Below are 24,878 nucleotides of genomic sequence, written 5' to 3'. Positions count from 1 at the left end.
TAAAATTACTATCTCATTCTTTTAAGGCTATTTAAAATTATGACTTAATAATTATATATTAAAATAAAAAAGTTTTAATAACTTTTTTGTTATTAAAACTTTTCTAAATTTTATTTTTCTTTTTTATTAAGTTTAACTTTTTTCGCGTCTTTGTTAACTTTGTCTGCTTTGGCTGCTTTATCAGCTTTAACTTTTTCATCACGAGTTTTGATAATAAACTGTTTCATTGAGATTGTTTCTCCCTTACGTTTTTTATCAATTACTTGTCAGAATCCATACATAAAGGCTGTAATTAAAGCTCCCACGGCCATGAATAAGAATGCTAACAATGTTCATTGTCATCCTTGTCCTCATCCATATTGACCAGCATCACCGTTTCCACGACCTAATGCTCCCAATAATCCAACAATTGGTCCTCCATGACCAGCTAAGTCAGCGATTCCTGTTACTCCAGCTAATCCTCCCGCAATTGCTGAACCAACAACGTTTGATGCTACAACACGTTTTGGGTCATTAACCGCAAACGGAATAGCACCTTCTGAAATTCCAATACATCCCATAAAGAATGCTGTTGTTCCCATTGTTTTTTGTTCTTCATTATAGAATGGTCTAAAGACTCAAGTTGCAATTCCCATTCCTAAAGGGGCAACTGGAATTGCTGTTGCCATTGCTCCCATCGGTGTATAAATTTTTGAACCAATTAAACCTGTACATGCTAAAAAGGCAATTTTGTTGATAGGCCCCCCCATGTCAAATCCAGCCATCGCACCAATTAAGATTCCAAATCCCAATCCAATTGCAATATTTCCGGCATTATCAGTGTTTCCTCATGTTGATTCAATTCATCCTTGGAATTTTCCCATTACTCAACCAATTGTTGAACCAATTACAAACATCATAATCATTGAATAAACAAATCCAACAACTAGTGGAATAAAGAAGATTGGCATTACTGGTCGTAATGATTTTGGCACATTTCATGTATTAATTCATTTAACCGTGTATCCAATTGCTAACCCTGCGGCAATCGCTCCAACAAATCCTGTTGGAGTAGTTACTTCATTAATCCCTGGTAGTGGGAAAAATGCTTGCGGTGAGTTTCCTAAATATGAAACAACCAATGCTGGTGCAATTGCAGCTCTCCCGGCAATTGAATTAGCAATGAATGCTCCTAAAATTGGAATCATTAAAGTAAATGATGCTTCACCAATTTTTAATAGATAATAAAAGAAATTTTTATTATCTGATCCAGGATCATAACTTGGTCCATAAATTGCTTTTGAAAGCCCTAAAGCAACCGCTAGGAAAATTCCTCCTAAAATAATGATAGGGACCATATATGAAACCCCAGCCATTAAGTGCTTCATTACTCCCATTTTTTGTCCTGAATTTTTGTCTGTTTTAGTATTAAATTCACCAGCTTGTTGCTTTCCTTCTTTTAAGGCAGCTTCTATTACCCCTTCTGGGTCTTTGATTGCTTTGGCAACACGGCATTGGTAAACTTTCTTACCATTAAAACGACTAGTATCAACTGTAACATCGACTGCTAAAATAATTACTTCGGCACGAGCAATTTCTTCGGCAGTAAAATCATTACGAATTCCTTCTGAACCATGAGTTTCAACTTTAATGTCATAACCTAATTTTGGCCCAGTTTGTGTTAGTTTTTCGGCTGCTAGAAAAGTATGAGCCACACCAGTGGGACATGCTGTAATAGCTAAAACTAATTTTTTATCTGTACTACTCATATGTTATATTTCCTCCATGATTACTATTATATATTTCAACGAAAATATTACAAGAAATATTTAAAGAAAATAAAAAATAAGATAGAATAATTTTCTATCTTATTTTTTATAACTAAATAGAGCTTCACCATCAACAATAAAATCAAGGTTTTCTGGTAAGTCAACTAATAAAGCTGATTGTCCCGCAGTTAGTTTTTGATTATCAATTACTACACTACCCTTAATAAGCGTAATTTGTGCTCATTTAATCCCTGTTAACTTAATTGTTTGATTTGATTTAAGTAAATATAAGGTAAAATATTCATTATCAATTAATTTCCCTTCATTTATCCTAATTACTTGTTCATTACTATCAGGAACAGTTGTTACATCAATACATTCTTGAATATGTAAGGGACGAAGATTTCCGTCTTTATCAGCACGATCAAAATCATAAAAACGATAAGTAATATCAGATGAACGCTGCAATTCAAAAACAGTTACCCCAGGGGTAATGGCATGAACTTTGCCAGGGGGGACATAAACAAAATCCCCTTTTTTAATTGGTACTTCACAAAATAATTCTTTTCATTTTTTGTTGGCAATCATTTCAACTAGTTCATCCTTGGTTTTAGCATTATGACCATAAATAATTTTGGCATTATCGGGACAATCCATAATATATCAACATTCTGGTTTTCCTAACATCTGATTATGCTTTAAACTGTAGGCATCATCAGGGTGAACTTGCACTGATAAATAATCATTTGCAGTAATTATCTTTGATAATAACGGGAATTCTTCGGCATTATCAAAAATAGTTGTTCTGTTATCTAAAAAATACTGTTTTAAAGATATTGATGATCCCTGATTATTATCTAAATAGGTCATCCCATTATCTAAACTACTAATAACTCAAGCTTCCCCATATTTTTCTGAAGTTGGCAGTTCAAAACCAAATTTTTCTAACTTACGTCCTCCCCATAGGCGTTCTGAAAAAAATGGCTTTAAGGTAAGAATTTTTGTCATATTACATTTCCTCTTTCTTTATTTGATTTATAAAATAATAATTTTAATTATTTCTATTAATATTATATACTTTAAGTAAAGAAAAAATCGAATTTTATCACAGGGGGCAGTTATGACAGTTGAAGATATTAAACAAATAATTAAAAAAAATAAGCGAAACCTTTTATGACTATTCATTTTTTTAGCTATTAGTAGTTTAATTGTTATTCTTAGTTTGCTTTTTGTTCAAGCAATTTCAACAAAAGATAAATTAATTTACTGCTTGCTATTTATTACAACTAATCTAATTTTAATTTTTATTAATTACTTAATTTTTAAAAATCCCTTTGTCTTAACAAAAGTTTTTATTTTTCCAAAAGAAAACCAAAAGGTTACTCTTGGTTATTATTTTTATTTTCTTAATCTAATTTTTGCTCTTGTGTTTTTCTTTGTAACAATTTGAGCTGTCCAACTAATTACAAATGTTGATTATAATCTTGTTTTAAAAAAACAATGATACTTAGGTTTTAGTATTATGACTTGAATATTAGTTGTTAATAGTGGTTTTACTTTGTTAACATTATTTGCAATTAATAAAAAATATTGACAAAAATAACTTAAATTAAATCATAGACTTTTAATCAATCTAAGCGTGGAAAAAACTCATTTAAATTTGTTGTAATTTCTTTGCAAATATCTTCAGTAATTGTATTTGGGGCATTAAAAATATCCCCTCAAATCATTCCTTTTGGATCTGATCAACCGCTAACCGAAAAAGAACTAAAACTCAAAGTTAGTAAATTATTGTTAATTGCTACTTTTGGAACACCTCGATCAGCATTATCAATTAAATTAACCATTACTTTTGGGGTTAATAATTTCCGAATTGTAATTTGATTATTAGCATTTACAGCATAAAGTTTTTCAAATTGATCTGATTCTAATGTTGTATTATCCCCTTGAAAGATTTTTAAAATCCCTTTTGAGCGTTGAATTACTGCATTAACTTCTAAATCACGATTTAATTGCGCTGTTAAAAAAGGGAAACGATAATAATAGTAATGTGTCGTTGTTCGCCCTTTTGAATCACGAGTTGTTTGTTTAATTTGTTGAGTAATTGTCCCATAGCAATAATAATTTTGTTGCTGTTCAGAAAAAATGATTAAAACATTATCAACTTTTGTTTTACCACTAGGTAAAAATTTAAAAGGTGATGTTTTAAAACTTTGGGTTAAATCAATTAATTGCAAATCTTGATTACTATTTTCTTGTAACGCAGCATGATAATATTCTTTATAGTTAACTTGTCCCATTACTTCGCTAATTCATCTAACAACTTTTCGATACTGCCCAAAAATTGTTAGCGCTCATATTAAAAAACCTGCACAAATTAAAAAGCAAATAATCATGACTATTAATACTATTGAGCTTTCCAATGTCATATAAATTCCAATCCCAAACCCAATTGTTGCCAACAAGGAAAAAATAAACATTAAGGTTCCCATTTTTTTCTTTTTCGCAATTTTTTGGATATTCGCAAGTTTCGCTGGATCATACTGGTTGATGATTTTTTTAATATCAGTTTGGACTTGTTCTTGTCAGTTATTATTATTTAAACTCATGTTTCCTCCTATATTTTATTTTTTTCTTATTTTAACCCTAATACATCAACTCAATAAAGGGCTTCAAGGAATGAATTAATATCTTTAGTAATTTTTTGACATAATGATTTATAAAAATTGTCTTTCTCAATTTCACTGTCATCTAAAATTTTATTTTGGTTATATTCCGAATCCTTTTGGTCAAAAGCAAACGTAATAACATCATCTTTTACCCCAATTACTGGTAAGTTTTTGCGATTAATTTGTTTAACTAAATTACTAATTACTTTTGGCGTTAATAGTTTTCGAACCCCAATTTGATTACTTGAATTAACTATAAATAATTCTTCAAATTTATTTGATTCTAACACTGTGTTATCATTTATTAAATTTTTATATTCTGTATTTTTTAAAATAATTGAACCATAATAATCATAAGATTTTTTTACCTTAACATTAAAATAAGTTACCGGGGAATATTCAACAATGTTTTTAACGGTCTGACCAAGACTAATAGTACCTAAAGAATAAATAAAATCTGTGTCTTTTTCATATATGTTTAAAACATTATGATTACTTGCATAACTATTTTTTGGTAAATCAATAGTTGATTGAATATGAAACTTTTGGGAAAGACCAATTAAATGATATTTATTATTAGTCATTTCTTCCAATGCTTTACGATATAATTTTTCATAATCTATTTCTTTTGTTTGTTTCATGGCTGGTCCTAAAATAAAATCCAGTTTACGAATTTGTTTGTTTATTATAAAATTTTGTACTATCAAATATATAAATGGTACGGTAACTAATACAAAATATCCAATAATAGGTCAGACTCACCATTCATTTTTTAAAATATTAGGTACCAAAAAGTACAATACAAAACCAGTAATTACAACTTGCATTCCTAATGCGACAATGACAAGAGAAAATGTTCTATTTTTAATTCTCAACTTATTAACTTTACTATTTAGTTCCTTTAAATCTTGGTTGGCATTATCCCCCATTGTGTTTGATAAGTCTTCATAAACCGTTTGTTCTCAGTTTCAAGTAATATTTTCTACCATGTTACTAAAACCTTTCTCTCAAGAAAAAATAGGAGCTTGTCTTCCTATTTTTTAAAATAAATTAACTTTAACATCTTGGCGTTCTTCAATAGTTGCTTCAAAATATAAAAATGAATGTAACTTTAAAGCACTTGCCGCAACATTTGATGGTCATGTTTTAATTTTTCCATTAAATTCACGAGCAGCTGAATTATAAAAACGACGAGCAGCGGCAATGTTGTCTTCACAATCACGAATCCCTTTTTGCAATTCAATCACATTGTTACTTGCTTTTAAATCTGGGTAGTTTTCTAAAGTCACATTAATTTTCCCTAATTGTTCATTTACTTTACTGTTAACTTTTTCAAAGTCTTGCACTTTTAGATTGTTTGCTTGTGTTCGTAAGGCAATTACCCCTTCTAAAGTATCTTTTTCATATTTCATATATTGTTTTGTTGAATCAATTAATTTTGTTAACATATCAACACGACGTTTTAATTGCACATCAATCCCTGATGCTGTTTCTTCAATTCGTTCTTTTTGACGAATTAAATTATTTCTTGTCCCAATATAAAAGAAAATTGGAAAAATTAAAATAAACCAAATATAAACAAAAAACTTTCCTAAGCCTGATGCTTTTGCCACAACTTCTTCATTTTTTGGGGTTGGATTATATGCCATTGTTGTTCCTCCTCATTGTGATTTTTCACTACATAAATAATTATATAAATAATTTCCAAATAAGCAAGAGAAAAACAAAAGAAAAACAACCATGAAGGTTGTTTTATTGTTTGTTTGATAATAATTATTTAATAATTGATGTAACTGTTCCGGCTCCGATTGTACGTCCACCTTCACGAATTGAGAATTTTGTTCCTTCTTCAATCGCAACTGGGGCAATTAAGTTAACAGTCATTTCAACATTATCAGCTGGCATAACCATTTCTACTCCAGTAGGTAATGTAATTGATCCAGTAACGTCAGTTGTACGGAAGTAGAATTGTGGACGATAGTTTCCAAAGAATGGTGTATGACGTCCTCCTTCTTCTTTACTTAAAACATAAACTTGTGTTTTAAATTCTGTATGTGGTTTAACAGTTCCTGGCTTTGCCAATACTTGTCCACGTTGAATTTGCTCACGGTCAACTCCACGTAATAAGACTCCAACGTTATCTCCAGCTTTAGCTTCGTCTAATAATTTTCTAAACATTTCTAAACCTGTTGCAACAACTTTTCTAGTTTCTTCTGTGAATCCAATAATTTCAACTTCTTCGTTAATTTTTACAATTCCACGTTCAACACGCCCTGTTGCAACTGTTCCACGTCCTGTAATTGTGAAAACGTCTTCAACTGGCATCATGAATGGTTTTTCTGTATCTCTTACTGGTTCTGGAATTCATGAGTCAACTGCTGCCATTAATTCAATGATTTTTTCTTCTCATTTTGGATCCCCTTCAAGAGCTTTTAAAGCTGATCCTCTAATAACTGGTGTGTTTTCTCCATCAAAGCCATATTCACTTAATAAGTCTCTAACTTCCATTTCAACTAAGTCAATCATTTCTTCATCATCAACCATGTCACATTTGTTTAAGAAAACTACCATTTTTGGTACTCCGACTTGTCTTGATAATAAAATGTGTTCTCTTGTTTGTGGCATTGGTCCATCTGTTGCAGCAACAACTAAAATTGCTCCATCCATTTGGGCTGCTCCTGTAATCATGTTTTTAACATAATCGGCGTGACCTGGACAGTCAACATGTGCATAGTGACGGTTTTCTGTACGGTATTCAACGTGTGATGTATTAATTGTAATTCCACGTTCTCTTTCTTCAGGTGCTTTATCAATATTGTCATATCCTGTTGCTTCAGCGAAACCTTTTTTAGCTAATACTGTTGTAATAGCAGCAGTTAAAGTTGTTTTACCGTGGTCAACGTGACCAATTGTTCCGATGTTTACGTGTGGTAAACTTCTATCAAATTTTTGCTTTGCCATTTAATTTTTCCTCCTATAGTTATAGACAAATGTCATAGTTATTTTAAATTAATTTGTTTTACTTTGCAATCTTTTTTGTAAAAATGGTAGATTAAACCATTATCAGCAACAGAAAATCAAATTATTCTGATTTTCCGGCTTTTTTAATAATTTCTTCAGTAATTGATTTTGGCGCATCTTGGTAATGTGAGAAAATCATTGTATATGTTCCACGACCTTGAGTAAAGCTTCGTAAGTCAGTTGCGTATCCAAACATTTCTGATAATGGTACTTTGGCTTTAACAACTTGAGCATTTCCCCGTTGGTCATTTCCTTCGATTTGACCACGACGTGATGATAAGTTCCCCATTACATCCCCATAATATTCTTCCGGAACAATTACTTCAACAGCCATAATTGGCTCTAAAATAACTGCTTTTGCTTTTTTAGCCGCTTCTTTTAACGCTAAACTAGCCGCAAATTCATAGGCCATTTGTGATGAATCGACATCATGGTATGACCCATCATATAATGTTGCTTTAATATCAATCATTGGATACCCGGCTAATTTACCAGTCAGCATTGAATCTTCGATTCCTTTTTTAACTGATCCAATAAATTCACGAGGGATTTTCCCTCCAACAATTCCGTCAACAAACTCAAACCCTTTATCATGGTTTGGTTCAAATTTAATTCAAACGTGTCCGTATTGTCCACGTCCCCCTGATTGTTTAATGTATTTACCTTCAACATCAGCACTATCTTTGAATGTTTCACGGTATGAAACTTGTGGTGCTCCAACATTAGTTTCAACTTTAAATTCACGTTTCATCCGATCAACTAGAATATCTAAGTGTAACTCACCCATTCCGGCAATGATTGTTTGTCCCGTTTCTTCGTCTGTTCATGTTCTAAAAGTTGGGTCTTCTTCCGCTAATTTTGATAACGCTAAACTCATTTTTTCTTGGTCAGCTTTTGTTTTTGGTTCTAACGCTAAACTAATAACTGGTTCTGGGAAGACCATTGATTCTAAGATAACTTCATTTTTTTCATCACATAAAGTATCTCCTGTTGTTGTTAATTTTAACCCAACAGCAGCAGCAATATCTCCCGCGTAAACTTCTTCAATTTCCTCACGGTTATTAGCATGCATTTTTAATAAACGACCAATTCTTTCAGTTTTTCCTTTTGTTGAGTTTAAAACAGCACTTCCTTTTTTCAAGATTCCTGAATAAACACGGAAGAATGTTAATTTTCCAACAAATGGATCGGTCATAATTTTAAATGCTAATGCTGAGAATGGTTCTGAATCGTCTGAATGACGTTCTACTTCGGTTCCGTCTTCTAAAGTTCCTTTAATCGCTGGAATATCAACGGGTGAAGGTAAGTAATCAATCACGCCATCTAACATTAATTTAACCCCTTTGTTTTTAAAAGCGCTTCCACAAAAGACTGGGAAGAATTGCCCGGAAATTGTTGCTGTTCTAATTGCCGCTTTAATTTCGGGAACACTAATTTCTTGTCCGTCTAAGTATTTAATCATTAATTCTTCGTCAAAGTTCATTGCCGCTTCAATTAATTTAACACGGTATTCTTCAACTAAATCTTTTAAGTCTGCTGGAATTTCGATTTCTTGGGCTTCTTCGTTGGCTGATCCATCATAGTGGTAAGCTTTACGTTCAATAATATCAATAATTCCTGAAAATTGATCTTCTGCTCCAATTGGAATTTGTACTGGGTGGGCGTTTCCTTGTAAACGTTCATGAATTGTTTTTACTGAGTATAAGAAGTCAGCACCAATTTTGTCCATTTTGTTAACAAAAACAATTCTTGGAACATGGTAAGTTGATGCTTGACGTCAAACTGTTTCAGTTTGTGGTTCAACCCCTGATTGACCATCTAATACAGCCACCGCCCCATCTAAAACACGTAATGAACGTTCTACTTCAACTGTAAAATCAACGTGACCTGGAGTATCAATAATATTTAAACGAACATTATGCCAGAAGGCAGTTGTTGCCGCAGAGGTAATTGTAATCCCTCTTTCTTGTTCTTGGGCCATTCAGTCCATTTGGCTCGCCCCATCATGAGTTTCACCAAGTTTATGAATTTTCCCTGTATGGAATAAAATACGCTCAGTTGTTGTTGTTTTACCAGCATCAATATGGGCCATAATTCCAAAGTTTCTTGTATTCTCTAGAGAATATTCTCTTGCCATTTTTCTGTTTTTCCTTTCTATTAATTCTTATCAACGGTAATGAGCAAAAGCTTTATTAGCTTCCGCCATTTTATGGGTATCATCTTTTTTCTTCACTGATCCACCAATTCCATTTGATGCATCAATAATTTCATGGGCTAATTTATCAACCATGCTTTTTTCATTTCTTAAACGAGCATAGTTAATTAATCAACGTAAACTTAATGCTACTTTACGTTCTTCATTAACTTCAATTGGAACTTGGTAATTAGCTCCCCCAATTCTTCTAACTTTTAATTCTAAGTGTGGAGTAATGTTTGCAATTGCTTTGTTAAAGATTTCTAATGGTTCAGTATTAGTTTTTTCTTTAATAATTTCAAACGCTCCATATAAAATTGTTTGAGCAACTCCTCTTTTCCCATCAATCATTAATTTATTAACGACACGTGTTACTAATTTTGAATTATACACTGGATCTGGAAGTACATCTCTTTTTTCAGCTTGACGTTTACGCATTTATTTTGCCTCCTTTCGTAATAATCTTCTATTGTTTTTATTTATTTTAATTAAGCTTTAGCAGCTTTTGGTTTTTTAGTTCCATATAATGAACGGCTTTGTTTACGGTTATTAACTCCAGCCGTATCTAATGTCCCACGAATAATGTGGTAACGTACCCCTGGTAAGTCTTTAACCCTTCCTCCACGAATTAAAACCACACTATGTTCTTGTAAGTTATGTCCTTCACCAGGAATATACGCAGTAACTTCCATTCCGTTTGTTAAACGAACACGGGCATATTTACGTAACGCTGAGTTAGGTTTTTTCGGTGTCATTGTGGCAACACGAGTACATACCCCACGTTTTTGTGGTGATGTTACATTTGTTACTTTTTTCTGTAAAGAGTTTAAACCACGATTTAAAGCTGGTGCTTTTGTTTTTCAAACTTTATCTTTACGAGGTTTTCTAACTAATTGGTTAATTGTTGGCATCTTCTTGTCTCCTTTCACATATCCGAGTGTATCAAACAATACAATCCGTATATAATAATACAGAAAAATAGAGATTTAGTCAATTAATTTTATGATTTAAATTATTTAATATAATCTGATATTTCTTTCAATTCTATGTTATGTTTTTTTATCTTTTCAATGCTGATTCAAATTTTAAAATATAAAAATAATTCATTAAAATCTTCAAAATTATGTCTTCCTCCGTTCTAATTATTTTAAAAGTTATTAAATTTTTACTAATTTTTTCAAAATTAATTTCAATATATTTAATAATTTCAAAATTATTAAATGTTCACTAAAACTAATATTTAATAAATTGTTTATCATTTAACATATATGCTTCTAATAGTTCAATTTCTTTAATTTCATTTTTCCTCATAAAATTCCAATCAAAAAAGTTGCCCTAAATTATTTGGAGTAAATTTAATAGGATTAAAAAAATAGATTTGTACTCTTACATAATATTAAGGAAGTAACTTTGATTTACTTTTTCATTATTTTTTAATTAGTTTTAAAATAATACTATATATTTCTTGAAAAAAATTTATATAATTTTTAACTTATCTTATAATTATCTGTTAAATAGTCTTCCTCTTTTCATCCATAATAAGTATTAAATGCAAGAAAAAATAAAGAGTTCATTAAATTATTTTGTGCCATATTTTTTAATTCAATAATAACTGTATCTTCTTTTGTTTTATTAAATTCAGGCATTTCATCAATAACCTTTTTTATTAACCATTTTAGTGTATTACATAATTTATAAAATGCTAATTTATCACCTGTAACTATTTCATAAAATTTATCTATTGAAATTCTTTTTATTCTTTCATTACAATTTTTCTTTCCATCTAAACTTAATTCTCATATAATGTTTTGACTTTTTTTGGCAATAATTTCAACTAAAAAACACTTTGCTTCCGAGTCATTGGCAATTTTGTTTAACATATTAATATATGTTTTTTGAGATGACGACGCATTCATCGTATTATGTTTATTTTTCATTTCAACAAAAATTTTATTATTAATATTTTCAATATCAAATCCTGTTTTTGGAACTATTCAATCAGAATTATTTATATATTTAAATAGATTTTGATGAAAATAACCTATAATATTATTATTACTTTTATCTTTTTGACGAATTATTTCACTTTCAATAATATCCTCAATATCTTTTTTAAAAACTAAAGAATCAAATAACATTTTAATTGGATCAACAATATTAGAATTAAATTGTTTCAAATTTATACCATTAATAGATTCACTATATTTTAAAATAGTATTCCTTATATGTTTTTCTAAATTACTTTGTGAAATAAAATTTAATTCGTATCTTTCCATTATTTTTTCTCCTTATTAACATTGTTGATATAATTAATTATAGAAATTCCTATATTTTTTGCAAGTTCAACAGGCACAGCATTGCCAATTTGCTTATATATATTATTAATACTTCCTGCAAATATTCAATTATCTGGAAATGACTGAATTCTTGCATATTCTCTTGTTGTAAATGGCCTAGTTTCATCAGGATGGCATCTTTCTGTTTGCTTTTGTGCAGGAGAACAAGTTAATGTCAAAGACGGTTCATTTCAGGAGATTCTTCTTGCCATTCCTGTTCTGCCACCACCCAAAAAATAACTTTTTCCCATATATTCTTGAGCTAAATCATCTGGAAGATCACGTCAACAACCACCAGGTGGAACTAAACTTAAAATTTCTTTTTTTCTTTTTGGGTATTCAGCACCAACTGAATTAGGAACTTTTTTTAGAACATCCTTAAGAACTAATTTTGGAGCTATTGGATTCGGAAAAAGAAATTCTTTATTCGAAAAGTCTTTTCGAATTCCTATCAAAACCAAACGTTCTCTTTTTTGTGCTACATTATAATCTCATGCATTTAATACTTTTCAATATAATTTGTAATTTAAATCTTCAAAAACATTTAAAATTGTTTTAAATGTTTTTCCAAAATCATGATTAACTAATCCTTTTACATTTTCTACTAAAAAAATCTTAGGTTGTAATTCTTTAACAATTTCTGCATAATAATAAAACATAGTACCTCTAGTGTCTTCTAAACCTAGCCTTTTCCCAGCATAACTAAAAGATTGACAAGGAAAACCTCCTGATACAACATCTACATTAGTATTTACAAAATTTTTAATACCTTGATTAACTATATTTATAATATCATCATGAATAATATTTCACTCTGGTCTATTATTTTTAAGAGTTTCAACTGCTCACTTATCAACTTCTATTAAACCCAATGTATTAAAACCAGCTTTTTCTAAACCAAGTGCTAATCCACCAGCTCCAGCAAATAATTCCAAAACTGTATATTTATTACTCATACCTTCTCCTTACCATTATTTTACAATTTATTTTTAGTATTTTTATTAAGTATATATTATTTTTTATATCTTTGCCATAATTCCAAAAAATATATTCTATTTTTTAAGTTGATATTTTTCCTTGTATTATTTGTCTAAATAATTAATATTATTTATAATAGAGACATCTAAAAATAAACTATAAATTAAATTAGTTTTATTAAAAAAATTAAATCTATTTTAACATTTATATTTAGATTATCAGTAAAAGAAAAAGTTAAAGATAAAAATTCTTTAAAGAAATTTATTAAATTTTTTTTACATGTTTCTACTCCTAAGTATTTATAGTATTCAACTCTTACTTTAATTTTATAATCATTATATAATCAATATTTTTTATTATTTAACATATTATTTGAATATAGATTTGTTAAATAATTAGATAAATTTTCTTTAATATTTTCTAAATTATCCAAAATATAGTCTTGCTTATTTTCCTGCGTTAAATCATCTTCTAATATTTCTCTAAAATAATTAAATTTATTATTTTTACTTAAATTAAAATTAATTTGATAATCAATAAAATAATTAATCCAATCATTTTTATTAAATAAATAAGTTTCCATAAAATTTAGTATTAGATTTTTGTTTTTATATACTAAATTATTATTTTGTTTTTTAAAAATAGAAAAACTAAATTTTATTCTATAATATTTATTAAAAATGGGACTCCCAACTCCCCCAAACAAATTGTGAGACTTTATTTTAATAAAATAATCATCTAAATTAAAATAAAAATTGCTTTGTATTTTTTTTATAATTAATTTATAAATTAATATATCAATTAAATAATGAGAATTATATAAAAAATTATTTTTTATTTCTAAATTATTTAAATCCTCATTATCTAATAAATTTTTAAAAAAAAGCCATTTTTGTAATTAAATATATTATTTTTAAAAAACAAATTTAAATTTTTTGAATTTAAACTTATTTTTTTATCTTCTGTATTATTATATCTATTATTTAAATTTATAAAATTTAATAAAAGTAAAATTAATACTAAAAATAAGTAGAAAATAATTCTAATTTTAATTTTTTTTCTCATAAATCTCCTTTACAAATTTCAAATATTATTTTATTAGTTAGCAAAAATTAAATTTGCTAACTAATAAAATAATAAATCTTCTAAAAATTATAATAGCGAAAAATGCATATTAAACATTAACTAAAATAATTAATTTTAAAATTTTACTATATTTTAATTATGTTCCTTAATTTGGATATTTATCTCTATTTAATTTTACAAATTCTATTTTTTGGAATTAATTTATTTATATATTAAAACTTAAATTTAAAATCATATTTTACATTATCTAAAAAAATTATTAATTTTAATAAGCCAATTATATTACTAAAATTATTCAAAACTATAATTTCAATAAACTTAAGACTTTTAATCAAATGCTTCTTTTCCACCTTCAAGAATATCTTCTGATATTTCTTCTCATGTATAGGGTTATCCATATTCTCAAAATTTTTTAAAATGCACTGCCTAAATATGTATTATTTTCTGCCCCATTTTTTGCCAATTCTCTATAAATTACTAAATATGACCAAGTTCTAACTCCAAGATTTGCATTGTAGTAAAAATTATAACCATTTTTCCAGTTTTTGATATTTCATTAATTCTAGAATATTCATATTATGAATATTATTTTCATTATCTTTAATATTAATTTCAATACCTGGTAATAATAAAATATTTTTTTCATTCAATTGATCTTCAAAAAAATTAAATTGATTTAAATCAAACAAATTATGATTAGTTATAAATACTATTCCAACATCTCAATTTTCTAGATTAGATATAAATAAATCAACTTTTGTTTTATCCATAATGTCTAAATTACGAGTTATATGTTCTCCATTTTTTATAGCACGAGTATGCTGATACAAATTAATTCTCATAATTATTTCCAATCTATGAATTTTCTTACTTTTTCCTATTGCAAAATTTTAAATTTATTTTATATAAGTTTATATTTTTAAAAATTATTAGAAAAACTTAAAAGTTTACTTAAAATTTATTTTTATTTTAAATTTAGCATATTATATTACAAATATATTTTGCACAAAATTTTAAGAAATAATTTGTTTTTTTTACATTTTGATAAGTATAATAAATTGTGTAGGAAGGTGCATTAGTCATGAAATTTTATATAAAAAATACAAATAAAATAGACTGAGAAATGTTAACAGCCATTGGGACATTATCAGCAGTTATAATTACACTTTTAATATGTTTAATCCCATTATTGATTAAATACATTAAATTATGAAATATATGATACATAAATAAAAAAGATAAAGAAATTAAAATTATAATTAATCATATTTATTGGCTTTATAAAGAAATTGAGAAATATTCATATTTTTTTACCGAAAAATATAGTCAAAATAAAAATCCTAAACCATATAAAAATTTTTTTGACTATGAAAATCATAAAAATGATTCTAATTTAAAATGATTTAATGAAATAATTAATTTTGATATACCAACTAATAATATAATTATGCAAATTAATGATAATGAATTTTTAAATAAATGAAACTTTAATAATCAAATAATTTTATTACTAAAAAATAATAAAAAATATATCATTAAAAAAAGTAAAAACCTTGGTAAAAAAGCTGGAATAAAAAGTAATTTTAATTTATTCTTAAAAGCCTACGAAGCTTTTTCTAAGACATGATTTGATAAAAATACAATAGAAATTAATTTTTTAGAAATAGATACAGTTAGTGAAAATGCTTTCCTTTATGCCTTATTAGCTACTATTAAAATTATAGAAAAAAAATGTTTAAATAACTTAATGGAAAAAACTTATAAAAATGGATATTATTTATATGAAATAATACAATCATTTTCAGCACTTTTTAAAATGGTTTCAAATAAAAATAATATTAAGTCTAATTAATACTAATCAATATATTATATAAATAAAAAAAGAATATCCAGTGGATAATCTTTTTTATTTCTAATATTCTTCGGCTTTTGCTTGAATTCCGGCAAGGATAATATCTTTTGGATCTTTTAATCCTGTACCTGCTGGAATTAAGTGTCCTAACATAATATTTTCTTTTAATCCTTCTAGACGGTCAACTTTTCCTTTGATAATCGCTTTTACTAAAACTCTTGTTGTATCTTGGAATGAAGCTGATGCTAAGAATGATTCTGACTCTAATGGGGCTTTTTTAATCCCAAAGATGACATGTTTTGCTGTTGGTGGTTTTTTCATCGCGCGAACAGCATTAATTGTTTCTTTACGGTAGCGTTTGATTGTCACAATTTCTCCTGGTAATAACTCAGTATCCCCAGCATCGATAATTTTAACTTTGTTCAACATTTGTTTAATGATAATTTCAATATATTTATCCGAAATTTCAATCCCTTGTAAACGGTAAACTTTTTGAACTTCTTTTAAAATGTAATTGTGAACATCTTCAATTTTCGCAACTTCTAATAATTCTTTAATATTAATTGATCCTTCGGTTAATTTTTGACCACGCACAACCGGTTCGCCAACTTTAACTCTTAAGACCGCATTAAATTGGGTTTTATATTTACGTTCATCATTTTCTGATTTAACATAAATGATGTGAATTCCACCCTCATCTTTAATTTCACTAATTGTTCCATCAATTTCCGAAATAACAGAAATTGACCCTTTTGGTGTTGTAACGTCAAGTAATTCTTTAATCCGTGGTAACCCTTGGGTAATATCAGCTCCCCCAGCAACCCCTCCGGTATGGAAGGTACGCATTGTTAGCTGTGTTCCTGGTTCACCAATTGATTGGGCTGCAATTGTTCCAACTGCTTCGCCAATCGCCACTTTTTCACCTGTTGCTAAGTTTTTACCATAACATCGTTGACAAATTCCTTTATCGGCTTCACAAGATAATACTGAACGAATGACAACTTCTTTAATCCCACTTTTAACAATGGCACTAGCATCTTCCTCGGTTAATAGTGTATTAGCTGGAATAACAACATCCCCTTTTAGTTTGATATCTTTTAAATTATATCTCCCCACTAAACGGTCATGTAATGGCACAATAATATTTGCGTGTTTTTGTTCAATAATATCGGAAACAACAAATCCACGTTTTGTATGACAATCTTTCACGGTAATAATAATTTCTTGTGAAACGTCAACTAACCGACGAGTTAAGTACCCTGAATCGGCAGTTTTTAGGGCCACATCGGCCATCCCTTTTCTTGCCCCATGGGTTGAAATAAAGAACTCTGATACGGTTAATCCCTCACGGAATGATGATTTAATTGGCAATTCAATAATATCCCCTTTTGGGTTATTCATTAATCCCCGCATCCCAACTAACTGCGTAAAGTTTGAAACGTTCCCCCGTGCTCCAGAATCAGCCATCATAAAGATTGGATTTTTTGGATCTTCACGTAAGATATGTTCTAACTCTGACTGAATTTGGTCTTTTACTTTTGATCAAACAGTAATAATCCGGTGTTGTTTTTCACGCGCCGTTAACATTCCTAATTTAAAGTAATCATTAATTTCTTTTACTTTTAAATCGGCTTTTTTAAATTCTTCTTGTTTTTTATCATACACTTTAACGTCAGCCGCTGAAACAGTAACCCCTGATTTACCAGAGTATTTAAACCCAAGGTTTTTCATGTTATCTAGCATTTCCGCTGTTTTATTAGCCCCATACAACTTAAAGTAACGATCAATAATATTTGACAAGTCTTTTTTCTTGAATGGTAAATTAACTTCTCATGTTGTTAAGTATTCATTTAAATCAACATCATCCTTAATTAAACAACGTTTTGGTAAAGCTGTTAAGTTCTCAACATTTGGTTCATTTAAGTATGGGAATTCTTCTTTAAAGATTTGGTTAAAGATAATTTTCCCTGGTGTTGTAACAATGTACTTGCTCATGTCACTATCTTTGAACCCTTTATTAACGAAAGCATTAACCGGGATTGCAACTAAGGCATGTAACCCGACAGCGCTTGTTTCATAAGCAATAATTGCTTCGTTAACATCTTTAAAGATTGTTCCTTGTCCAACTTGGTCTTTTTCTTCATAAGTTAAGTAGTAGTTCCCTAATACCATATCTTGGGTTGGAGTTACAATTGGCTTACCATCTTTTGGCCCCAAAATATTACGGCTTCCTAACATTAAACTACGTGCTTCGGCCACAGCTTCATCAGTAATTGGCACGTGAACCGCCATTTGGTCCCCATCAAAGTCAGCATTAAACGCCGTTGTAACTAAGGGGTGTAAACGAATTGCTTTTCCTTTAACTAGTATCGGTTCAAACGCTTGAATTCCTAATCGGTGTAATGTTGGTGCCCGGTTTAATAAGACTGGGCGTGTTTTGATTACTTCTTCTAGTACTTCTCAAACTTTATCATCTTGGTTTAAGATTAGTTTTTCCGCCACTTTAATGTTTGCGGCATAACCTTCTTTTACTAACCGTGAGATAACAAATGGTTTAAATAAAGTAATCGCCATATCTCGTGGTAAACCACATTGGTACATTTTTAAGTCTGGTCCAATCGCAATAACTGAACGCCCTGAGTAGTCAACCCTTTTTCCTAATAAGTTTTGACGGAAACGACCTTGTTTTCCCTTTAAAATACTTGTTAATGATTTTAATGGTCGTTTATCTTTCCCCGTTACTGGACGTGCTTTACGTTCATTATCTAATAAGGCATCAACAGCTTCTTGTAACATCCTTTTTTCATTGTTAACAATCACACTTGGTGCTCCCATTGATTTAACTTTTTTTAGCCGTTCATTACGAATAATGATTCGACGATACAAGTCATTAATTTCGGAAGTTGTAAAACGACCCCCATCCAATTGAATAATTGGACGAATATCGGGGGGGATTACTGGCACAGCGCGTAAAATCATTCATTCGGGACGTGACCCTGATTTTTTTAATGAATCCAATACTTCTAAGCGTTTCATTAATTTGTTTTGATCTAATTGCGTTTTCTTTCCTTTTAAATCAGTTTTAATTTTTTCAATTTCACTATCAATATCTAATTTTTTTAACAGTGTTTCAATTGCTTCCGCCCCAATCCCAAAACGAGCATCAGTATGGCGGCTAATGTATTGCGTACATTCATCCATTGAGAATGGTAATGAGGTATTTTTTAAATCCTCAATCATTGTTTCTCCAATTTCATAAGTCATTGTCCCTGGTTTTAGGGTTTCTAAAATTTCACGTAATGTTTTTGTTAATCGTTGACGTGTTGCCGCTGATGTTTTAGCATTCCCTAAGTCTAAAACCATTTTTTGTTTTAAAGCTTTAGCATTTCCTGAATCTAAAACAATGTATGACACAAAATAAACTACTTCTTCTAGTTCTTTTGTTTTCATATCTAAAATCAACGAAATTCGACTTGGTGCTGCTTTTAACATTCAAATATGTGACACTGGTTCTTCTAGCTCAATGTGTCCCATGCGTTCACGACGAACAATTGCTTCAGTAATTTCAACCCCACAACGTTCACAAATTTTTCCTTTGTTTTTTGATTTTTTATATTTTCCACAAGAACATTCAAAGTTCTTTGTTGGTCCAAAGATTTTTTCATCAAACAAACCATCTTTTTCTGGTTTTAAAGTTTTATAGTTAATTGTTTCTGGTTTTTTAACTTCCCCATATGATCAGCTACGAATGTCATCAGGATTAGCTAAACCAATTTTAATCATGCGACTATTTTTATCATTAGAATTTGTCATAATTTATTTCCCCCTAATTACTTTCGTTTTCTAGCTCATCATCACTTGCGTCATTATCGCCAAGCAAGTCTGCTTCGTCAATATCACCATTACTATAATCATCTTCATTAAAATTATTTTTATTTGGATTTAAGATAAAACTATCAATATCAAATTCATCTTCTAATTCATCAACAGTATTTGTTAATAAATCTTCATCAACATAATCAGTTTCATCATAACTATTAATGTTTTTAGCATTTCCTTCTTCATCAATCATATGGATATTAAATCCTAATCCTTGAATTTCACGTGTTAAAACATTAAATGATTCTGGAATTCCAGGTTCTGGAATTTTTTTATCTTTCACAATTGCTTCATAAGCTCTTGTTCGTCCTTTAATATCATCGGATTTAATTGTTAAGATTTCCCGTAAGGTATGGGCGGCTCCATAAGCTTCTAACGCTCATACTTCCATTTCCCCAAATCTTTGTCCCCCATTTTGAGCTTTTCCTCCTAATGGTTGTTGGGTAATTAATGAGTATGGACCAACGTTCCGTGCATGTAATTTATCATCAACCATGTGTGATAATTTCAGCATGTACATCACTCCAACTGAAACAGGATTATCAAATTTTTCCCCTGTTCGCCCATCAACTAACACTTCTTTCCCGAAGTTTTTCATATTTGCTTTGTTCATAATTTCAATTAGTTCATCATTTGTCATCCCATCAAAAACTGGTGTTGCAACTTTTTGTCCTAATTTTTTAGCGGCCATTCCTAAGTGGATTTCTAGCACCTGTCCAATATTCATCCGTGAAGGAACCCCTAATGGGTTTAACATAATATCAACTGGTGTTCCGTCTTCTAAGTGTGGCATATCTTCTAATGGTAAGATTTTTGAGATAACCCCTTTATTACCATGACGCCCCGCCATTTTATCTCCTTCTTGGATTTTACGTTTTTGAACAATATAAACTTTAATTACTTCTAATACATCAGCTGCTAGTTCATATTTTTCCCGTGGGAAACGTTTAATTGCTTGAATAATTCCTTCCCCACCATTCGGAACACGTAACGAATTATCTTTAACATTTTTTGATTTTTCCCCAAAAATTGCTTGTAATAATTTATCTTCTGGTGATAATTGGGTTTGTCCTTTTGGTGTTACTTTCCCAACTAAAATATCACCCGGTTTAACTTCTGTTCCGATAATTACTAACCCATCATCATCTAAGAATTTACGAGCATTTTCTGAAATATTTGGAATTTCACGAGTAATTTCTTCTGGTCCTTGTTTTGTTTGACGACGTTCAATTGTATATTCTTCAATATGAATTGAAGTAAAGACATCTTCTGACACTAATCGTTCTGAAACAATAATCGCATCCTCATAGTTATAACCATTTCAAGTTGTAAAGGCAACAACAACATTTTGTCCTAATGCCAATTCCCCTTTTTCAATTGATGGTCCATCAGCTAAAATTTGATTTTTTTCAACTTTTTGCCCAAGTTTTACTAATGGAACATGTGTCAATGATGTTCCTTGGTTACTACGCACAAAAGTATCTAAGAAATATGTTTTTAGACCCTCTTTTGTTTTTAAAATAATTTTTGTCGCATCAACAAAGTCAACAGTTCCATCATATTGTGAAACAATTGCTAACCCTGAGTCACGAGCAGCAGCATATTCAACCCCTGTTCCAACATATGGTGAACTTGGTGAAATTAATGGGATGGCCTGACGTTGCATGTTCGCCCCCATTAAGGCACGGTTAGCATCGTCATTTTCTAAAAATGGAATACAACTTGTTGCGATTGAAACAATTTGCTTTGGTGAAACGTCAACATAGTCAACTTCATCACGCGGAGCAATAATATTTTCCCCTTGGAAGCGAGCAATTACTTGATCATCTAAGATTTCGCCTCTATCGCTTAAACGGATGTTAGCTTGCGCCACAACATAGTTTTTTTCTTCATCAGCTGTTAAATAATCATTTTGGGCTGTAACTTTATTATTAACTACTCTTCGGTATGGTGTTTCAATAAACCCAAATGAATTAATTTTCGCATAAGTAGCTAAGTTGTTAATTAACCCAATATTTGGCCCTTCTGGCGTTTCAATTGGACAAATTCGTCCGTAGTGTGAGTAGTGGACATCCCGCACTTCTAATCCCGCACGTTCTCTTGATAATCCCCCTGGTCCTAAAGCTGTTAAACGACGTTTGTTTGTTAACTCAGCTAATGGGTTTGTCTGATCCATAAATTGTGATAACTGTGACAAGTTGAAAAACTCACCAATAATCGCTGATAATGGTTTATTATTAATAATGTTTGATGGTTTCATCTTAAATAAGTTTGAAGATGTTGACATTTTTTCTTTAACATTTTTTTCAATTCGTAATAACCCAATTCGGAATTGGTTTTGTAATAATTCCCCAATTGTTCGAACACGACGGTTTCCTAAATGGTCAATATCATCAACTTCTCCGATTCCTTCTGTTAGATTTAATAAATATGAAAATGTTGCCACAATATCAGGAACAGTAATATATTCATCAGTTGCGTTTGGATCAATTCCAATAATATTTGTGATTTTATTACGAGCTTCATTATCAGTGTAAATTTGGATTTTTTGGATTTTATCACTACAAATAATTTCATCATTAAAAGTAATTGTTTCTAAACATGCTCCTGTTCGTAACAATCCTTTTAATTTAATCACGTTTTCTTTATCCATTAAGGTTCCTTCACTAAAAACAACTTTTCCGTTAGTATCCTTAATATCAGCGGCTAATACTTTATTATAAATTCGATTTTCCACTGATAGTTTTTGAATTAATTTAAAACGCCCAGCTTTTGTTAAGTCATATTTACGTTTATCAAATAATAACCCAAAAAGATATTTTGTTGCTCCATCTGGTGTTGCTGTTTCTCCTGAACGAATTTTTTTGTATAATTCTTGTACCGCAATACTTTGATCATAGGCAATATCACCAGTATAGTTTTCTAATTCATAAGTATTTTGAACTAATTTACTATCCCCAAAAATATCAAAAACAGCTTCTTTTGTTAAACCTAAGGCTGTAAATAAGTTAGCAACTGAAACTTTTCTTGATTTATCAATTTTGACATAGAAAACATTTTTAAAGCGTTCTTCTTTTTCTGTTTTAATTTTTTTGTTATCTGATTCAAATTCTAATCATGTCCCACGTGATGGAATTAAATCAACATAGTAAACATTTTCCCCGTTTTTACGGTTTAAATCAATTTTATAATATGCTCCTGGTGAACGAACTAGTTGTGAAACAACAACTTTTTCTGAACCATTAATAATAAAAGTTCCTTTCCCTGTCATTAATGGAAAATCACCAAAAAAGACCTCTCCTGTCTTTTCAATCATAATGTCAACAATTAATTTTTCTGGTTGACGATCTTTAATTGTTACGGTGCAAGTTGCCTCTTCGTCACCGGTATGAATATCATAGTAAACAACATCAGCTGATTTTTTTAAAATTGTAATCATATGCCCAATGCGTTCTTCAATTCAAGCTTTAATTAACTCTGGTTCTCCCTTAACAATTCCAGTTTCAATTTCAATATCTTTTGAATTAATAGTTAATTTTAAATTTGAATAAATTGGAGCCTCAAATATTTTTGACTCTTCTTTTGCTTGTGGAATTGTTCTTCTTGGTTGCTTAAACTCCCAATCCAACATTTCTAAAATAATATTACCTTCATGGCCAACAATTGGAAATACTTCATTAAAAACTTCACTAATCCCTGTTTGTTTAAATCAATCATAAGTTTCTGTTTGAATTTCAATCAGGTTTGGTAATTCTAGGTTCCCACTTACTTTTGTATAATCAATTCTTTTCGCATAATGTCCAAATTCTTTTTCTTTTAGCGCCATCTAATTATTACCCTCACTTTTCCAAATCTACGCAATATATGCTAATCAATTTTATATTGATTTGATATTAAAGTCAAGAAATTTTAAAATAATTAAAAATTTTACCAAAAAAAAGCGCGATTACTCGCGTTTTGTTTTTTAACGATGACGGGGGCAAACATAGATTTCACTATCAGTTGAATCAACTAATCCTTGTTGCATTTTACCAAATAAAACACTATTTGCCCCTCCCATTGTTCCTTTTTTTGTTTGTTCGTTAATACATTTAAAACATTTTGCATCAAAATCTGCCATTTGTTTTTCCTCCTTTTTGTTACCTTATTAATATATTTTACCTTGTTTTAAAAGAAAAAAACAGGTTATCCTGTTTTTTTACCGTGCACCTTTGTCAAATGGAATTCCGGATGCTTTTGGCACTTTCGAATACTTTGAAAAAGCAACCATTGTCACTAAGGCAAAGACAAATGGTAAGATTTTTAGTAATTGATTTGAAGGATCCGCAATATTTCATCCCGCAAAACGTCATAAACTACTTGCTAAGGCAATTAAGAAACTAAATAGCACTGCTCCTAAGGTAATATATTGAATTCGTCATTGACCAAAAATCATAATTGCTAAGGCAATATAGCCTTGCCCTTGGACATCTCCTCGAAATTGGTTTGATAAGAAATGAGTAAACATTGCCCCCGCAACACTTGCTAGGACACCAGAAATAATTACGGCTGTATAACGAATTTTAACAACACTAATTCCGGCCGCATCAATTGCATGCGGATTCTCCCCACAAGCTGCAAAGCGTGTTCCAGCTTTTGTAAAATAAAAGAAAACAAAGGTGAAAATTGCTAGAATAACAGCAATAATAACAAAAATATTGACAATTTTAGCATTGTCAATGCCAATAATTGTAAACCCTGTTTTAATCATGTTTCCGACTGCTAAAGAAGGAATTGAAACAAAGAATAACCCTAATCCTGTTGCCAATAAGTTAATTGCCACCCCGGAAATAATTTGTTGTGATTTTAAGGTGATTGTGGCAAAACCATGCAAGAGGGCAAATAATCCTCCAACTAATCCGGCTCCTAGTAAAGCAATTAATTGCATTCCATTACCATACTGTGATAGCATTTTTCCCAATAAAGCATATGTTAACGCCCCAATGATCATCATTCCATCAATCGCAATATTAACAATTCCGGCACGCTCTGAATATAATCCCGCCATTGCCGCAATTAATAAAACTGCAAAGAGAACTGAGGCATTAGCAAATAATTGTTCAACTGCTCCCATCG

General features: G+C 30.0%; 19 protein-coding genes. 2 read left to right on the top strand and 17 right to left on the bottom strand.

Translation table 4 applies throughout. From position 1 onward, the window contains the following. Positions 1–110 precede the first annotated feature (110 nt). Positions 111–1,748: a PTS fructose transporter subunit IIC gene (locus SCHRY_RS00320; protein WP_016338478.1), complete on the bottom strand. Its 1,638-nt coding sequence runs from the start codon at positions 1,746–1,748 to the stop codon at positions 111–113. A 99-nt stretch (positions 1,749–1,847) separates the two neighbouring features. Beyond that, positions 1,848–2,756 carry a type I phosphomannose isomerase catalytic subunit gene (locus SCHRY_RS00315; protein ID WP_016338477.1) on the bottom strand — a complete coding sequence of 303 codons (909 nt, stop codon included), beginning with the start codon at positions 2,754–2,756 and terminating at the stop codon, positions 1,848–1,850. Between the two features lie 112 nt (positions 2,757–2,868). Between SCHRY_RS00315 and SCHRY_RS00310 the strand changes: the two genes are divergently transcribed. After that, the gene (locus tag SCHRY_RS00310; protein ID WP_016338476.1) at positions 2,869–3,351 is read left to right on the top strand and encodes a hypothetical protein; all 483 of its coding nucleotides are present in this window, start codon (positions 2,869–2,871) and stop codon (positions 3,349–3,351) included. Between the two features lies 1 nt (position 3,352). Here SCHRY_RS00310 and SCHRY_RS00305 read toward each other — a convergent pair whose 3' ends face one another. From SCHRY_RS00305 to SCHRY_RS00250, 11 genes are all read right to left on the bottom strand, one after another. Further along, positions 3,353–4,357, bottom strand: a complete 1,005-nt coding sequence (locus SCHRY_RS00305) for a DUF3137 domain-containing protein (RefSeq protein WP_016338475.1) — start codon at positions 4,355–4,357, stop codon at positions 3,353–3,355. Between the two features lie 26 nt (positions 4,358–4,383). After that, the gene (locus SCHRY_RS00300; protein WP_016338474.1) at positions 4,384–5,406 is read right to left on the bottom strand and encodes a DUF3137 domain-containing protein; all 1,023 of its coding nucleotides are present in this window, start codon (positions 5,404–5,406) and stop codon (positions 4,384–4,386) included. Positions 5,407–5,457: 51 nt separating this feature from the next. Beyond that, the gene (locus tag SCHRY_RS00295) at positions 5,458–6,066 is read right to left on the bottom strand and encodes a LemA family protein (protein WP_016338473.1); all 609 of its coding nucleotides are present in this window, start codon (positions 6,064–6,066) and stop codon (positions 5,458–5,460) included. Between the two features lie 124 nt (positions 6,067–6,190). Then, complete coding sequence (gene tuf / locus SCHRY_RS00290) at positions 6,191–7,378, bottom strand: elongation factor Tu (protein ID WP_016338472.1); 1,188 nt, start codon at positions 7,376–7,378, stop codon at positions 6,191–6,193. Positions 7,379–7,499: 121 nt separating this feature from the next. Beyond that, positions 7,500–9,575 (bottom strand): elongation factor G, encoded by a 2,076-nt coding sequence (gene fusA, locus SCHRY_RS00285; protein ID WP_016338471.1) that lies wholly within the window; start codon positions 9,573–9,575, stop codon positions 7,500–7,502. A 27-nt stretch (positions 9,576–9,602) separates the two neighbouring features. Beyond that, on the bottom strand, positions 9,603–10,070 hold the full coding sequence (gene rpsG / locus SCHRY_RS00280; protein WP_016338470.1) for a 30S ribosomal protein S7: 468 nt from the start codon (positions 10,068–10,070) through the stop codon (positions 9,603–9,605). A gap of 50 nt (positions 10,071–10,120) precedes the next feature. Next, entirely contained in the window at positions 10,121–10,543 is a 423-nt protein-coding gene (gene rpsL / locus SCHRY_RS00275) for a 30S ribosomal protein S12 (RefSeq protein ID WP_016338469.1), read from the bottom strand. Positions 10,544–11,119: 576 nt separating this feature from the next. Next, a complete protein-coding gene (locus SCHRY_RS00270) occupies positions 11,120–11,908 on the bottom strand; it encodes an Eco47II family restriction endonuclease (RefSeq protein WP_016338468.1) in 789 nt (262 codons plus the stop codon). Next, positions 11,908–12,924: a DNA cytosine methyltransferase gene (locus tag SCHRY_RS00265; RefSeq protein ID WP_016338467.1), complete on the bottom strand. Its 1,017-nt coding sequence runs from the start codon at positions 12,922–12,924 to the stop codon at positions 11,908–11,910. Before SCHRY_RS00265 ends, SCHRY_RS00270 begins: the two co-directional genes overlap by 1 nt. 185 nt (positions 12,925–13,109) lie before the next feature. After that, on the bottom strand, positions 13,110–13,529 hold the full coding sequence (locus SCHRY_RS00260) for a hypothetical protein (RefSeq protein WP_016338466.1): 420 nt from the start codon (positions 13,527–13,529) through the stop codon (positions 13,110–13,112). A 1,027-nt stretch (positions 13,530–14,556) separates the two neighbouring features. Continuing rightward, the gene (locus tag SCHRY_RS00250; RefSeq protein ID WP_016338464.1) at positions 14,557–14,874 is read right to left on the bottom strand and encodes a hypothetical protein; all 318 of its coding nucleotides are present in this window, start codon (positions 14,872–14,874) and stop codon (positions 14,557–14,559) included. A gap of 239 nt (positions 14,875–15,113) precedes the next feature. On the opposite strand from SCHRY_RS00250, the gene SCHRY_RS00245 reads away from it, so the two are divergent. Then, positions 15,114–15,884 carry a hypothetical protein gene (locus SCHRY_RS00245; RefSeq protein ID WP_016338463.1) on the top strand — a complete coding sequence of 257 codons (771 nt, stop codon included), beginning with the start codon at positions 15,114–15,116 and terminating at the stop codon, positions 15,882–15,884. Positions 15,885–15,944: 60 nt separating this feature from the next. Here SCHRY_RS00245 and rpoC read toward each other — a convergent pair whose 3' ends face one another. The 4 genes from rpoC to SCHRY_RS00230 form a co-directional block, all read right to left on the bottom strand. Further along, positions 15,945–19,697 carry a DNA-directed RNA polymerase subunit beta' gene (gene rpoC, locus SCHRY_RS00240; protein ID WP_016338462.1) on the bottom strand — a complete coding sequence of 1,251 codons (3,753 nt, stop codon included), beginning with the start codon at positions 19,695–19,697 and terminating at the stop codon, positions 15,945–15,947. Positions 19,698–19,710: 13 nt separating this feature from the next. Next, the gene (rpoB, locus tag SCHRY_RS00235) at positions 19,711–23,589 is read right to left on the bottom strand and encodes a DNA-directed RNA polymerase subunit beta (RefSeq protein WP_016338461.1); all 3,879 of its coding nucleotides are present in this window, start codon (positions 23,587–23,589) and stop codon (positions 19,711–19,713) included. A gap of 138 nt (positions 23,590–23,727) precedes the next feature. After that, on the bottom strand, positions 23,728–23,883 hold the full coding sequence (locus SCHRY_RS05405; protein ID WP_016338460.1) for a hypothetical protein: 156 nt from the start codon (positions 23,881–23,883) through the stop codon (positions 23,728–23,730). Positions 23,884–23,961: 78 nt separating this feature from the next. Further along, on the bottom strand, positions 23,962–24,876 hold the full coding sequence (locus SCHRY_RS00230) for an ABC transporter permease (protein ID WP_016338459.1): 915 nt from the start codon (positions 24,874–24,876) through the stop codon (positions 23,962–23,964). Positions 24,877–24,878: the final 2 nt, after the last annotated feature.

The organism is Spiroplasma chrysopicola DF-1, from assembly GCF_000400935.1.
Taxonomy (GTDB): Bacteria; Bacillota_I; Bacilli_A; order Mycoplasmatales; family Mycoplasmataceae; genus Spiroplasma; species Spiroplasma chrysopicola.
Note: the sequence above shows the minus strand (reverse complement) of the source record. Positions and strands in the feature narration are given on the sequence as shown.